The sequence below is a fragment of the Coriobacteriia bacterium genome, from assembly GCA_013336165.1.
Taxonomy (GTDB): domain Bacteria; phylum Actinomycetota; class Coriobacteriia; order Anaerosomatales; family JAAXUF01; genus JAAXUF01.
The window spans coordinates 52,652-65,585 of sequence record JAAXUF010000006.1; the positions used below are offsets into that span (position 1 = coordinate 52,652).

Consider the following 12,934-nt stretch of genomic DNA (forward strand, 5'->3'; position numbering starts at 1 on the left):
AGTAGTCTCTTTGAGAGTATCTTCTTCTCACCCTTCAGGTTGTCTATCACACGAGATCCTTTCCGATAGGTGAGGCCCGCAGACGCGAGCCTCACCCTGGAGCTTTCCATGGTGCTGAATGTCACTAGGCCAGGCCGTGCACGGCGCACTGCGATCCCTCTAGGCAGAGGCCGGCGCCAGAACCGTCTCGGCAGCGGCATTCCTTCCAGAGATGCGGCCGAAGTTCATGATCTCGGCCCAGTTCTGGCCAAAACAGCTGTAGACATGCGCGGCACTGTGGCCACACACGCCGGAGACATAGAAACGAGGAATCACATTCCCGGCGATGTCGAGCACTTGGGCTTTCTCGTTCTTACGGGGACCACCACAAGTACTGTAGAGGGAGGGCTGCATCTTGATGGCATAGTACGGGGGCGTGTCGAGGGCGACCAAGTTTGGCTTGCTCGACGCTACGGCCGGACGACCCCATTTCGTGTCGACTCCTGCTGCGCAGGTTGCGTTGTACTCAGCAACAGTTGCAGCAAGCGTATCGCCGGAAAGCTTCCAGTTTTCCGGAATCAGTGCCGCGAGTTCCTTTATGGTGTTCGCCTTGAGAATCCAGCCGTTTGCGATCTCGGTGCTGTTGTCGGCACTCCACTCCGCCTGGCCGCCCAGTTGGGTGGGAATTGTAGTACTCCCGATGGTGGTCTTGGCGAAGAGAGGACCCGCTGTTCTCGCCTTCTCATCGAAGATGATATAGAAGGGGATGTACTCGTAGGCCGAGTCAATCCACGTGCTTGATTGGTCCCACATGTCGAATGCCATGAACGACCTGTGGCCAAAGAAGACGTTCGGATTCTCGGAGGCAAAGCGCTTGCCGGACCTCTCTATGAATATGTAGCTGGCACCTTTGACGCCTGCGCCCCAACGGCCGAGATTGCTCTTGGGTTCGACGAATGTGAATCCATGCGCGCATGGAAGATTCATGTGCCATAGATCTGCACCGATCTTCTCGGCCATCTTTTGGCCATCGCCCGTGTTGTAAGGCCAGCCCACGCACGCCAACGGGTAAGGCCGCATGTAATTCCCCAACATATCGTCGTTGAACTCAAACCCTCCGCTGGCGAGGATGACGGCCTTCTTGGCCTTGATGGCGATCTGCTTTCCCGCACTCGTTGCATAAACTCCCACGACTTCTTTGGTGGTGGGATCTTGGATCAAGTCTGTCGCGCGGGTATCGTACAAGACATCGATCTTCTGATCAGCCACGTATTGCCTGGCCCACTTGCTGAATACGCCTCCACCAAGGTTTGACGCTCCACCCTCCTTGTCCGTAATACAAACACACCCCAGAGATGAAGCACCGGGCCAGTTCGCGAAGTCTGCACCCCGACCCGTCATAGGAACAAAGATGATCCCATGCTTTGTGAGCCAATCTTTGGTCTTTGTTCCCTCGGTCGCCCACGCCTTGTACACTGCCTCGGGCGTCAAGCCGCGGGCGGCAGTATTCATGTACTGGACTGCGCCATCAATGCTTTTCTCGTCATTGACGATGGTTATGAAACCTCCGGACGTACGCGAGGTTCCTCCTCCTTCGATCGGAGCCTTCTCGATTATGAGCACCTGAGCTCCAGCTTCATGTGCTTCCACCGCGCTTACGGTGCCAGATCCTCCAAACCCAACAACCAGCACCTCTGTCTCGCGGTCCCACGTCACCGTGTCCACGAAAGCAGCATCAGCCTTCTTTGAACAGCCAGGCAGAACGGCAGTTATCGCGGCGGCGGCGCTGACTGCGGCCGCCCCCTTCAGAAAACTCCTGCGGTTAATACCTTGCGCCTCGCCAACTCTCTCCTTGCTCATCCGAACCCCTTCCTCCGACGGCACCCCCCAGCCGGGCTCCCCGACTAGGATCAAACCTGAACGGGCCACACCACACGCCCGTCGTAGTCACGCTAGCCCGTATGGAGATGGTCGTAATCGTGCTGAGAAGACGATTCACGAGTTGGAAACCGAGAATCATCTCCTGGAGATGAGGGCACCCGCATGGAAATCATGCACCCTTCGTAATGCACCTCCTGGGAGACGAGGTGTACTATTTGGCGAAGCAGGACCACGACACAAGGAGGTCCCGTTGGCGAGCATGGGTAAGACTAGCCGCAAACTCAGGCTGCAGGCATTCTTGACAAGCTTGGATTGGGTACGGCCCCGCCACCTAGGACTTGGCCTGTACTTGACTTGGCTGGTAATCGTCTTTCGTTCGGACAGCGAGGTCAACCCACTGCCTGCCTTGGATCCAGGGGGCAGGGGACATTATTTTGTATTCCTATTTGTCTCTGTTGTTTCATGCGCAGTGTTCGCGATTCTCCCGAGTCGAGTTTCTGCCGCCCTGACTACCGTGCGGTCATGCGCGGTGGCCACATTCGCCATGAGTACCGGCGGCTTGTTTTGCCACTACGGTATACATAATCCTGAGTTTGTTCTCATTGGGGCGACCATGGCTGGCATCGCCGCTCCAGTCCTCATAATCTCCTGGGGTAAGTACTACGCTTCAATAGGCCTGTTTCGCGCCGCCGTTTGCGTAGCTCTGTCCATGATCCTCAGACCGGCCATACGCCTGCTCCTCCTCCCGGCCAACGAGTCCACTGTCGGACTCGCCGTAGCCGTTCTACCCTTCCTTTCTCTTGCATTGCTCGTAGCCGCGCTCCATGAGCAACTCGCACACAGGACAAGTAATCGAAAGAAGGCTGTTGGACCGTTCGCGCCGATTCCCCTCCCAAGGCTCATCATTGGAGTCAGTGTCTATTCCTTCGTTTTCGGCGCCTTCTACGGCATCACCAGGTTCGCCCCCAACTACGGCCCCATAAATCCCGCGTTCATAGTGGTGGCAGACCTCTTTGCGGGTTTGCTACTTCTCGCCTGCGCTCTAGGCCTCGGAGACAAGCTGACGTTGCCGCGCCTTCACTACCCCGTTCCTATCTTGATGATCAGCGGCCTCGCCCTGCTGCCGTTGCTCGGCTCCAGCAAAACTTCTCCCCCGATGGTCCTGATATCAATTGCGTGGATGTACGTCCTGCTCGTGGTCTGGGTCTTTCTATCCGAGAGAACTTCAAGTGATATCAAGTCGAGCGTCCGCTTCTTTGCTTGGGGACAGGTCGCCGTAAACGCACCAATGCTCATAGGGACTCTTGTGGGAACAGCATTTGAACAACGTTTTGGCCTGGCTCCCACGGTGCTGACACTGGCCGCCCTTTCGCTCGTCTACCTGCTGGCGACAAGCGTGTATCTACTCTTCTCCGGCGGCGGCTCTCTAAAAAACCCCGTTCGGGTAGGCATAACGGATTCGATCTTGCCAACCAATGCCACACAAACGCTGGCAAGCTCGACCACAGGTGTACCACCATTTTCCGGCGACGTCGGCGTGCTCACCGAGGCATACGCTCTGTCTAATCGGGAGGCTGATGTCCTCTTGCTCTTAGCCAGAGGGCTCAACGCCAGAGGTATTGCTGAACATCTCTCAATTTCCAGGAACACGGTAAGAACGCACATCCAGCACATCTATGAAAAACTCAACATTAGCTCACAACAAGAACTTCTGAAGATTATCGATCGGCTTCACGTGAGTGGCCACCAAGCCGAAGTGTGATCCAGCAGAAGACATGGCGAGGTCAATTCTCCAGTCACTCCGCTATGGCGAGCCCTCGCACTCATGCCCGCGCAGAGACCAAGAGACAAAGAAGCGGACGCCGAAGGAAAGAGATCCGTCCCAACGAGCCGACCTAGCCTTTCCTTCTCAGCGCACCTTCCAGTTCTTCGTCGAAGACATGCGTATAGATCATCGTCGTACTCACGTCGGAATGCCCCAACGCCTTCTGCACAAGCCGGATGTTCTTGGTCTTCCGCAGCAAGTCGGTTGCGAAGGTATGCCGCAAGATGTGGGGCGTGACGCGCTCCGCCTCCGCGACTCCGGCCTTAACGGCGTAGTGCTTTACCATCGTTCGCAGGTAGCGAGTGTTGAGCTGCTCCCCGTCCCGAGTCGGAAACAGCCACGGTGATGCCGGCCTTCTTCCAAGCCAGAGCCCGATGAGGTCACGCAAGTCGTCTGAAATCCAGAGCACGCGATCCTTAGCGCCTTTGCCCTCTCGGACCATCAACCGGCAAGTCATCATATCGAGGTGTTCTGGCCGCAAGGCGACGAGCTCCCCTGCTCACAAGCCGGCTTCAAGAGCGACGCGCAGAATGCAGCGATTGCGCAGACCTGATGCATATCGGGGATTCGGCTGCGAGACCAGGCGGCGCTGTTCCTCGGGTGTCAGAACCTTGGGCAGTTTTTTCGGTCGTGCCATCGGTGGCCTCCCAAAATAGTAAAGGGTGCGTCGTACCGAGTCCCACCGGAGTCGGTACGCATACACATACTCGTTAGGACCACCTGGAAGACATAGGTAGAAACGGTATCAATCAACGCGGAGGCCGCTAACTGGTCAGCCGGCGGCACGCAGCTCATTTCGACCACAGGGCACTATCGATCAGCTATGGCATTCGTATCCGTTCCCTATGAAATCACTGGGACGAGTGATGTGCCCGACGTGTCCTGATGTGTCCTGACGTGTCCGGCCATGGACGGACTGGATGCGAACGCCTGGGCACATGCGGATACGTCGGGCACATCGGGCATGTCATCGCGAGCAACTTCCCCATGTATCCCAAATACTCAGACCTAGCCCCCAGTGACCCACTTGAGCACGGTCACAGACTTGGTGGCGCGGTAGCCCTCTTCTTGCTCGAGGATCTTGACGATCTGTTCCGGGGTCCGCGAGGAATCCTCACCGTGCAACTGAACTGCGCGCGCTTTTCGCTTCTCGTATGCAAGCTGCTTGCACACCTGATCACAGTAACGTCGGTTGCCTCTCGCCACGTCTGGGTGATGGATGCGCCATTTTCCGCAGCTACGGCATTTCAGGAAAGTCGAAGAAGTCCCTTGAGCCTGCCCGATCTGATACCACATGAAGCGCCACAGGCTATCGGGGACGATCTGGAGTTGATGAGCACCCCGAGAGCCCCGAACGACACCAAAAGCCAAACCGGTCGAGAGAAACGCATTAGTGAGGTCTGCAAGGAGGGCCTCTCGATATTCTCGGTCGTACACCTCTTCTTGCCCTCGTCGCGGCACAGGAACGCGGCTGTCTTCTGCGCCCCCTGTGAGCATCGTGGAAATCGTGATGTGACCGAAAGCCCTTCGCGGGCCCATGTCGGACTTCCCTCTGAGCCACGATGTTACCCAGGAGCGAGCACGAGCCTTGTCGCCCAAATCGGCGTCGTTGTCAGCCTGCCACAGGCGAGCAGCCAGATGCAGTAGTTCTGCTGCCGTCTTCCAAGTGGCAAGTGACTCCCCGGACCGATGGTAGAGTCCACGCTCGGAATCAAGAATGAGGGAAGGCAAGTCCTCTCGGACTCCCAGCAAACCAGAGTCGCGTGCGAACTCAAGGCAGCGAGCCTGAAACGCCTCACCTTGCACTTCTGCTATTTCAGCGAAGTCCAAGAAGAGTGCTGTGTGCTCTCCGTCAAACGGGTCATAGCGTGCTGCACCTTGCATCTCGGCCAGTCGCTCTATCGCAGGGCGCCCGAGAGCTTCGTCGTATCGCTCGGCCCATGGCATCTCGCCGACCTCGTCGACCACAGGCCAACCACAAAGCCAGGTCTTCTCCGTCAGGTGATCATTAGAGTCCACGCTAATCCATGTGGCGCATGCAGGAGCCTTTTCCCAGGTGAACGGGGCTATCGATGCAGGTTCCGCGTTGATCATCACGCCTCCACTTACGCTTTCTCGACAGTTAGCGTACCCCCGTTAGCGGTCTCATACAAGCAATGAGTTCCAATACCGGAGCTCGAGACTCTAGGAGGCCTTATGGGTACCGTTGGAAAAAAGCTGGACTCCTCTATCCCAGGGGAACTGCGCGCGCTCGATCAATGGGTGTGCGCGAAAAGCAAGGTGCCGGTCCGTCCGGCAGATCCATCACGGAATGCGAGCGTGAGCGACCCGACCACCTGGGCGAGCTTCACGCTGGCGCAAGCAAAAGTAGACACAGGGGCGGCGGACCACGTCGGCTTTGTCTTTACTGCCGACGACCCCTTCGTCGGGCTCGACCTGGATCACTGCCTCGATAGTGATACTGGGGTGCTTGACCACCGAGCCGTTGAGATCATCGCCTTGGCGGCCACCTACACCGAGATCTCGACTTCGGGCACGGGGCTGCACTTGTTCTTCCGCGGGAGGGTCCCTCATCCCGTCAAGACCGGCGGGATTGAGATCTATGGCTCGGGGCGCTACTTCGTAACGACCGGCAACCACCTCGAGGGTACGCCTGCATCAATCCGTGAGGTCGGTGATGTGCTTGGGCTGCTCGCGGAGTTCCTTCCTGAGCGCGCCGAGCCCGCGGCAAAGCCCAAGTCCCTTGTCTGCGTGGCCGACACCGAACTCAAGAGTGCTGACAAAGATCTGCTCGGCATCCTGCAGCGCGGCAAGAAGGCCCGCGCGAAGTTCGAGGCGCTCTGGGCCGGAGACTGGCAGCGCGCTGATAGCTACTCTTCACAGTCCGAGGCCGATCTCGCGCTCGCCTGCCTCATTGCCGACAAGACTGAGAGCCCGGCACAGATCGACCGGCTGTTCCGACACTCGGGGCTCATGCGCCCCAAGTGGGACGAGGTCCACTATGAGACGGGTGAGACCTATGGTAGCCGCACGATAGCCATCGCGCTCGAGTCGGCTGCCTCTCACGAGCATGCCTCGACCACCCAAGTCGAAGAGCTACTGTCCCTGCCTCAGGATCTTGAGCTCTTCTGTGACCAAAGCGATGCGGCCTTCGCCTCGTCAAGTATCAACGGGCATACCGAAATCCATGGCATAGAGTCCTCCTCATTCGAGAGGCTGCTCACCATGCTGTTCTTTCGTAAGTGTGGCCGTGCCCCCGGGACTGAGGTCATGAAGTCGGCAATCGCGACACTGGTGGCACGTGCCCGCTATGAGGGTCGGACCGAGAACGTCTTTCTCCGCGTTGGGCATGCGGCAGGCAAGGTATACCTGGACCTTGCCGATGACGCCTGGAGGGTTGCCGAAATCGATGCTTCCGGCTGGCGCATCCTGAACGCAAGCCCTGTGCGGTTTAGGCGCCGCTCCGGCATGCTTTCCCTTCCTGCTCCTGAGGCTGGGGGGTCGCTTGCCGAGCTTCGTCCATGTCTAAACGTGGCTGATGATGAGACCTGGGCGCTTGTCCTCGGGCTGCTCGTAGGCTTCCTGCACCCGACTGGCCCCTATCCGGTAGGCATCCTGCATGGTGAACAGGGTTCGGCCAAGTCCACGACCGCCCGCATTCTGCGCGCCCTGATAGACCCCGCCAAGCCCGCGCTTCGCGGTACGCCTTCCACCATCGACGACCTGATGATCGCCTCATCCAACTCGTGGGTGCTAGCTTTTGACAATCTCTCCAGTGTCAGCGCCAGCTTCTCGGACGCGTTTTGCCAGCTTGCCACCGGCGGCGGGTATGCCAAGCGCAAGCTCTACCGGGATGACGATGAGGTTCTATTCGACCTCAAGCGCCCTATCCTCATCAACGGCATCACTGACCTTGCCTCACGCGCTGACCTGGCCTCCCGCGCCCTGATCCTGCGCATGCCGCATATCACGCCCGAGAAGCGCCGTCTTGAGACCGACATCGTGAGCGTCTTCGAGGCCATGCGCCCTCGGCTTCTAGGCGCGCTTCTGGATGCTGTTTCCTGCGCGCTTTCCAACGTGGGTTCGGTCAAGCTCATCGGACACCCGCGTATGGCTGATTTCGCGGCGTGGGTCGTGGCCTCCGAGCCGGCACTCCCGATCGCGCCTGGCTCGTTTCTAGCGGCCTATGAGGCAAGCCAGGCCGAGACCGTACTTGCGGGTCTCGAGAGTGACCCGGTGGCGGTTGGCATCCTTGATCTTGCATATCGTGAGCCAGGGTGGACCGGCACGATGGGTAAGCTTCTGTCCGAGCTCAATAGCGCGATAAACCCCAGCTACCAGAGCGGTCAGTGGTGGCCCAGAACTGCGCGCGCGCTCGGCAACCGCCTCGACCGCCTGGCTAGCTCCTTGTCTACGGCGGGCGTCACGCCTGAGCGTCGGCGCGACAATGACCATAACCGCCGCCGCATCATCGTGCTCAACGTTGATCCATTCGTTCCCGAGATCGGGCTTGACGACGATATGCTTGCCCTGCGTGTGAAACGCGCGAGCTAGCCCCGAACGTGACCTGACCGACGTGCCCGATGTGTCCGATGTGACCGCTCGCCTCTACTTGTGCGCGTTCACACGGGCACATCGGACACGTCAGGACACGTCGATCGGACCTAAAACAGCGCTCATCCGCAACGCCCATGGGTGCGCCGCTGTGAATCTCTCCCACGGACCGCTTTATTCCTCGCACCGCGAGCTCAATGATCACGTCACAACCGATACAGGAGGTATCCATGCACCCCGAACAAACGCTCGCCGAGTACCTGAAGTGCTGGCTTGAGGACTACGCAATGCCCAACGTAGCCGGCAAGACCTATGAGCGCTACGAACGCATCGTCCGGCTCGACGTCGTGCCCCACCTCGGGCACGTGAAGCTCGCTGACCTAAAGCCCCTACAGATCCAGTCGTTCTACTCAGAGTTGCTTCGCTCAGGCCGCAAGAAGGGCGGAGGGCTTGCACCCTTGACCGTCCGCCACATCCATCGGCTCCTGCACAAAGCCCTCTACCAGGCAGTCCGATGGGAGTTGATCGGGAGGAACCCCGTCGACGGTGTGGATGCTCCCCGGGTGCAGCGCAAGGAGATGAACGCGCTGGATCGTGAGGGCCTTACCCGGCTTCTGAACCTGCTACGCGGTACCAAGTTCTACATGCCTGTCATCATCGCTGCCACGACCGGTATGCGCAGGGGCGAGATCATGGCGCTGCGCTGGTCGGATGTTAACTTCGATGCCGGCACCCTGCGAGTGAGTCGCTCTCTTGAGCAGACGGGTAACGGGCTCGCGCTGAAGGAGCCGAAAAGCCGCTATAGCAAGCGGACGATCTCACTGGCCCAGGCAACGGTAGATGCACTGAGAACGCATCGCGCCAACCACGACACGGGGCCCGAAGGCTTGATCGTGTGCCGGCCTGACGGCACGTACTGGCCCCCTGACCAACTCTCAGCGGAATTCCACAGAATAGTACGCAGAAATGGCTTTACCATCCGCTTTCACGACCTGCGCCATACACACGCCTCAAACCTGCTGCGTGACGGTGTGCCAATCAACGTGGTTTCGCGACGGCTCGGTCACTCAGAACCCTCGATCACCCTGAATGTGTACTCGCACGTGCTTCCCGGCATGCAGGAGGAAGCGGCTGCTAAAGTGGACCTGATGATGGATGATGTGCTCAGGAATGCCAGCTGAGGGGACACTAAATGGACGAGCGAAGAATGACCGAGCAGGAAGCAGCGCGCGACTTCCCTGATGAGTACGCCAGGCTATCGAGTCGCCCAGAGAATACCGATCGAGTGTGGGCGTACCAAGAGACTGAGCATCGGCCCGGGCTCGTCCGTATCCCCCGGCTCGCTCTCTTCGCGACTGGCTCTGAGGGCCGAGTTCGCATCACAGTCGACGGCAATGGTTTCAGCGTGAACAACAACACCGACGACGAACCCAGAGACTAGCGAGAGCCGACGTTGTCAATCAAACCCAATCACGATGATTTGCTGGCCGTTGCCGGGGGGGGGGTTATCATTATCCCAACTTCACGCTACTACTTTGGAGAGCCAATGGTCGCACCCGTTGATAAGCAGGACGACCTGTCGCAAGCCGAGTTAGACGAAATCCTTCGCCTGAACGCCGAAGCCGACAAAGAAGCGGCGGTATTGTTGTCGTCGCAGCGAGAAGCGGCGGAAACCCTGCTAGCGTCGCAGCGAAGAGCGGCGGAGACTCTGCTCGCAAATCGGCGGCGGGCACTCGACGCGCGGCCCGAGGCACACAGCGCGAACCTGATAGCAGCGCACGAGGCTGCGACTGAAGTCCTGCTGGAATCACAGAGGCAAGCGAGCGATGTGTTGTTGGCGGCTCAACGGGAAGCGGCGGCGATTCTTCTGCATGCAAGACTGAAGGTACTCGACGATAGGCAGGCAGTCGAGAAGCCCCGGGGCTGAGGTCGCGTGTCGATAGTTGCGGTTGCGGATCTGGCGGGCATGCGGGGGAACCGAAACGGGGTTGCCCCCACAGGGACAGGAACCCCCTCCACCCCCTCTTTCGCCTATTCCTGCCCCTGTGCTACCACTCGGATTCGCACTACGCGGGTGTGGCGGACGAGCTATTGGCCCGGCCCTGAGTGAGTCTCGAAGTATTGCCGGGTCTTCAGCTTCTGTTTCAGCCAATAGCCTTCGTATCGTCAGATTCGCGAGGCTCTGGATCAGCCCAAGCAGCGATGACCTCAAAACCGAGACCGAGCTGCCCCCACGATCACGTACCTCGCTTCCAAGTTCGTGCCGGCTACTTCTTTAGCTTCGCCTGGTCCTCAGTGCTCAGACCGCCGACTACGCCAGGGTGAACGTAGAAGTCCGGTGCTCCTGTGAACGCATCCCAGTAGTAACCGTTTGCGACGTTTGTCTCGTATGCCTTCCAGTCTGTTGCGTCGGCCTTCTTGCGATCCCAGTAGATTCGAGCGCCAGCCGTCTTGGATTCAGCCCCGCCAGACGACACCATCGTGACGATCGCCGTTACATCGACTGCGGTCACATTTGTGTTGGCAAAGAGAGCCTTGAACATACTGCTACTCGTCTTCGCAAGATCCATGAGCATAGGTCTTGGTGCAAGACCGGCTCCCCCGCTTGGCGCATAGCTCACATGGACAATCTTGTCGTTGGCCGCGTCGGTCCCCAAGTTGTCTTTGACCTCAACGGTCACAAGAGTCGCTCCGCTGCCGAGTGAAGAACCAACTGCGTCTTTGACGGTGGCCTCGGTCACTTCGGCACGGTCGAATGTGACCTTCGCTGCTACGTTCGCCGCTTGTGTGGTCTCGCTCGCCTGAACCGTCTGCGTATTGGGATCGTAGTTCGCTGAACCTCCGAGCAGTTCGGCCCCAAACACACCCAGAAAGAGCGCTGCGACGATGCCTGCCGCGCTCAGTACCAGTCTCACCGGCACGTTGAACTTGCCTTGACGCCACATTTTGTAGAGAGCCCAGATGATGGTAATCGGCAGAAGCGCAATGCCAAGCCCCCACTTGAGCCAGGTCGGCATGCCTGTTTTGGTCGAGTCGGTCACGTCGGATTCCCCTTCCCCGCAAGTAACTGGAAGCGACTTCCTTTTGAGTCGCGGTGCTGACTATACGTCACACCTAGAGGAGAACTCAATCACTGAATGTGACTCATAGTCCGTAGACCTATAGTCATCAGCACCGTTTACTCGACACATGGCAGAAGAGCGGAATCCATGCACTGAATTCGGCAAGAGGCTGCGTGAGCTCAGGCTCGAGCGCGGGCTCTCACAGGAGCAGCTCGGTGAGCTCTCCGGGCTCGATAGGACCTACATATCGAGCGCTGAGGCTGGGCGCAGAAACGTGTCGCTCAAGACGATCTGCAAGTTGGCAGAGGCTCTGGGGGTTGAAGCAGGAACGCTGGTATCGAGCTCCGCTCAAGTCACCCATGAGCCAAGTACTGGCTAACCGGCTCAGCTTCCTTCCGCGCCAGTGATTGAGCTCCAGCTACGGCGGAGAATCGCGCCACGATCAGCTCGCAATCCTCGCAGCGCAGCAATCGTAGCCTGCGACACGTCTTGGTTGAACTCGCGTCCTTGCCCGCGGACCCCAGCCGCCGCCAGCAAAGCGACACGCCGTTCACTTTCGGCAATCCAAGATTCGAGATTCTCGAACGTGGCATCAAATGTATCTTTCGAACTAGCCGCCACCTGCAGCCTCAAGCAACTGAGGTAATGACGGAACGCTTCGCTTTCGCTGAATTTGACTGCGCTAGGCTGAGGTGCAGTGAAGAGACGATCCACGCCTTCCTTAGGGTAGTCTCCCCCTGGACGGAGGAGCTCAAGTACGCTCCCTTTGGACGCAACGTCTAGATACGGGAGACCATACTCAGAAAGAGCCTCTGGACTGTAGAACCAAGTCTTCCGTTTACGGATTTCCTCTTCGTAGGCCGCCTGGAACTTCTCGGGTGGGAACGAACGTACATTCATCCAAGTCCCGGACGCGATTGCATCGGCACCTGCGCTCGCGAGGGCAAGCATCTGGTGTTGGCAGTAGCCCACCAACACATGCTTTCCGAGCAATCGGATGCCAGCCGTAAGGTCGAGTACATTTCCAAGCCACACCGGGTCGTCAACGAGGTACTGCCCGCCCGGATGCTGTACCACTAGGTAGATCCAGCCGACATCAATAGCCCGAATATGGGCCAAGACCTCGTCGACGACTTCGTTGCTCATTACAGTAGAATCGGAGAGCGCGATGGTAAGCATGGTGTTCTGGCCGAGGATGCCAAGCGAGTCTGCTTCTTGGACAAGGATCTCCTGCTGGCCGATCCAACGGTCAATCTCAGAAGGAGAGTCCGCGAGGATCCCCGGTAGAATGACACGACCACAGCCAATACGATTCTGCAGCGATGCGAGCCGACCTAGCAGTGTCCGCCACTCGGCAGGGTTCAGAACATGAGACTCCTCGAACTCGCTTGGCCAGTAGTCGTGCGACTGCAGGCGGGCGTGGTCGGCGTGTGGCAAATAGAACTGAGGGTCTAGAAGCGGCTGTCCGCCTATGCTGCACACATCCGAGGCAAGCTGAGTCAGCTGCGCATCAGTCATGTCGCGCGGGCTCAGCACAACGGTTCCCCCGCCCCAAGCCTCAATAAGCGACCGAGTATGCGCCATCATCCCGTATCCGAACTGAAGCGCCAGTTCCATTGTCATCTCCGCCAGT

Annotated in this window: 12 protein-coding genes; 6 read left to right on the forward strand and 6 right to left on the reverse strand. The window is 58.6% G+C overall.

The window, feature by feature from the left end; all coding sequences use genetic code 11:
- Nucleotides 1–159: 159 nt before the first annotated feature.
- Nucleotides 160–1,839: an FAD-binding protein gene (locus HGA39_05960; GenBank protein ID NTW28893.1), complete on the reverse strand. Its 1,680-nt coding sequence runs from the start codon at nucleotides 1,837–1,839 to the stop codon at nucleotides 160–162.
- Between the two features lie 565 nt (nucleotides 1,840–2,404).
- Here HGA39_05960 and HGA39_05965 point away from each other — a divergent pair.
- The gene (locus HGA39_05965; protein ID NTW28894.1) at nucleotides 2,405–3,622 is read left to right on the forward strand and encodes a helix-turn-helix transcriptional regulator; all 1,218 of its coding nucleotides are present in this window, start codon (nucleotides 2,405–2,407) and stop codon (nucleotides 3,620–3,622) included.
- Between the two features lie 133 nt (nucleotides 3,623–3,755).
- On the opposite strand, the gene HGA39_05970 is transcribed toward HGA39_05965, so the two are convergent.
- From HGA39_05970 to HGA39_05980, 3 genes are all read right to left on the reverse strand, one after another.
- On the reverse strand, nucleotides 3,756–4,145 hold the full coding sequence (locus tag HGA39_05970; protein ID NTW28895.1) for a tyrosine-type recombinase/integrase: 390 nt from the start codon (nucleotides 4,143–4,145) through the stop codon (nucleotides 3,756–3,758).
- A 39-nt stretch (nucleotides 4,146–4,184) separates the two neighbouring features.
- Nucleotides 4,185–4,322 (reverse strand): hypothetical protein, encoded by a 138-nt coding sequence (locus tag HGA39_05975; protein NTW28896.1) that lies wholly within the window; start codon nucleotides 4,320–4,322, stop codon nucleotides 4,185–4,187.
- Nucleotides 4,323–4,693: 371 nt separating this feature from the next.
- Nucleotides 4,694–5,704 carry a hypothetical protein gene (locus tag HGA39_05980; GenBank protein ID NTW28897.1) on the reverse strand — a complete coding sequence of 337 codons (1,011 nt, stop codon included), beginning with the start codon at nucleotides 5,702–5,704 and terminating at the stop codon, nucleotides 4,694–4,696.
- Between the two features lie 177 nt (nucleotides 5,705–5,881).
- On the opposite strand from HGA39_05980, the gene HGA39_05985 reads away from it, so the two are divergent.
- The 4 genes from HGA39_05985 (at nucleotide 5,882) to HGA39_06000 (ending at nucleotide 10,166) form a co-directional block, all read left to right on the forward strand.
- Nucleotides 5,882–8,239, forward strand: coding sequence for a hypothetical protein (locus HGA39_05985; GenBank protein NTW28898.1), 2,358 nt, complete (start codon nucleotides 5,882–5,884; stop codon nucleotides 8,237–8,239).
- A gap of 230 nt (nucleotides 8,240–8,469) precedes the next feature.
- Nucleotides 8,470–9,420: a site-specific integrase gene (locus tag HGA39_05990; GenBank protein NTW28899.1), complete on the forward strand. Its 951-nt coding sequence runs from the start codon at nucleotides 8,470–8,472 to the stop codon at nucleotides 9,418–9,420.
- 11 nt (nucleotides 9,421–9,431) lie between these two features.
- Entirely contained in the window at nucleotides 9,432–9,680 is a 249-nt protein-coding gene (locus HGA39_05995; protein ID NTW28900.1) for a hypothetical protein, read from the forward strand.
- A gap of 105 nt (nucleotides 9,681–9,785) precedes the next feature.
- On the forward strand, nucleotides 9,786–10,166 hold the full coding sequence (locus HGA39_06000) for a hypothetical protein (GenBank protein ID NTW28901.1): 381 nt from the start codon (nucleotides 9,786–9,788) through the stop codon (nucleotides 10,164–10,166).
- A gap of 340 nt (nucleotides 10,167–10,506) precedes the next feature.
- Here the strand turns inward: HGA39_06000 and HGA39_06005 are convergent, their stop codons facing one another.
- A complete protein-coding gene (locus HGA39_06005) occupies nucleotides 10,507–11,280 on the reverse strand; it encodes a hypothetical protein (protein ID NTW28902.1) in 774 nt (257 codons plus the stop codon).
- A 148-nt stretch (nucleotides 11,281–11,428) separates the two neighbouring features.
- On the opposite strand from HGA39_06005, the gene HGA39_06010 reads away from it, so the two are divergent.
- The gene (locus tag HGA39_06010; GenBank protein ID NTW28903.1) at nucleotides 11,429–11,680 is read left to right on the forward strand and encodes a helix-turn-helix transcriptional regulator; all 252 of its coding nucleotides are present in this window, start codon (nucleotides 11,429–11,431) and stop codon (nucleotides 11,678–11,680) included.
- 5 nt (nucleotides 11,681–11,685) lie between these two features.
- Here the strand turns inward: HGA39_06010 and HGA39_06015 are convergent, their stop codons facing one another.
- Nucleotides 11,686–12,918, reverse strand: a complete 1,233-nt coding sequence (locus HGA39_06015) for a hypothetical protein (protein NTW28904.1) — start codon at nucleotides 12,916–12,918, stop codon at nucleotides 11,686–11,688.
- Between the last annotated feature and the right edge of the window lie 16 nt (nucleotides 12,919–12,934).

What these genes read in the sequence shown, in the direction of transcription:
- HGA39_05995 (NTW28900.1), top strand. Translation starts at nt 9,432, where the DNA reads ATGGACGAGCGAAGAATGACCGAGCAGGAAGCAGCGCGCGACTTCCCT.
- HGA39_05985 (NTW28898.1), top strand. Translation starts at nt 5,882, where the DNA reads ATGGGTACCGTTGGAAAAAAGCTGGACTCCTCTATCCCAGGGGAACTG.
- HGA39_06000 (NTW28901.1), top strand. Translation starts at nt 9,786, where the DNA reads ATGGTCGCACCCGTTGATAAGCAGGACGACCTGTCGCAAGCCGAGTTA.
- HGA39_06010 (NTW28903.1), top strand. Translation starts at nt 11,429, where the DNA reads ATGGCAGAAGAGCGGAATCCATGCACTGAATTCGGCAAGAGGCTGCGT.
- HGA39_05970 (NTW28895.1), bottom strand. Translation starts at nt 4,145, where the DNA reads ATGATGACTTGCCGGTTGATGGTCCGAGAGGGCAAAGGCGCTAAGGAT.
- HGA39_05965 (NTW28894.1), top strand. Translation starts at nt 2,405, where the DNA reads ATGAGTACCGGCGGCTTGTTTTGCCACTACGGTATACATAATCCTGAG.
- HGA39_05975 (NTW28896.1), bottom strand. Translation starts at nt 4,322, where the DNA reads ATGGCACGACCGAAAAAACTGCCCAAGGTTCTGACACCCGAGGAACAG.
- HGA39_05990 (NTW28899.1), top strand. Translation starts at nt 8,470, where the DNA reads ATGCACCCCGAACAAACGCTCGCCGAGTACCTGAAGTGCTGGCTTGAG.
- HGA39_05960 (NTW28893.1), bottom strand. Translation starts at nt 1,839, where the DNA reads ATGAGCAAGGAGAGAGTTGGCGAGGCGCAAGGTATTAACCGCAGGAGT.
- HGA39_06015 (NTW28904.1), bottom strand. Translation starts at nt 12,918, where the DNA reads ATGGAACTGGCGCTTCAGTTCGGATACGGGATGATGGCGCATACTCGG.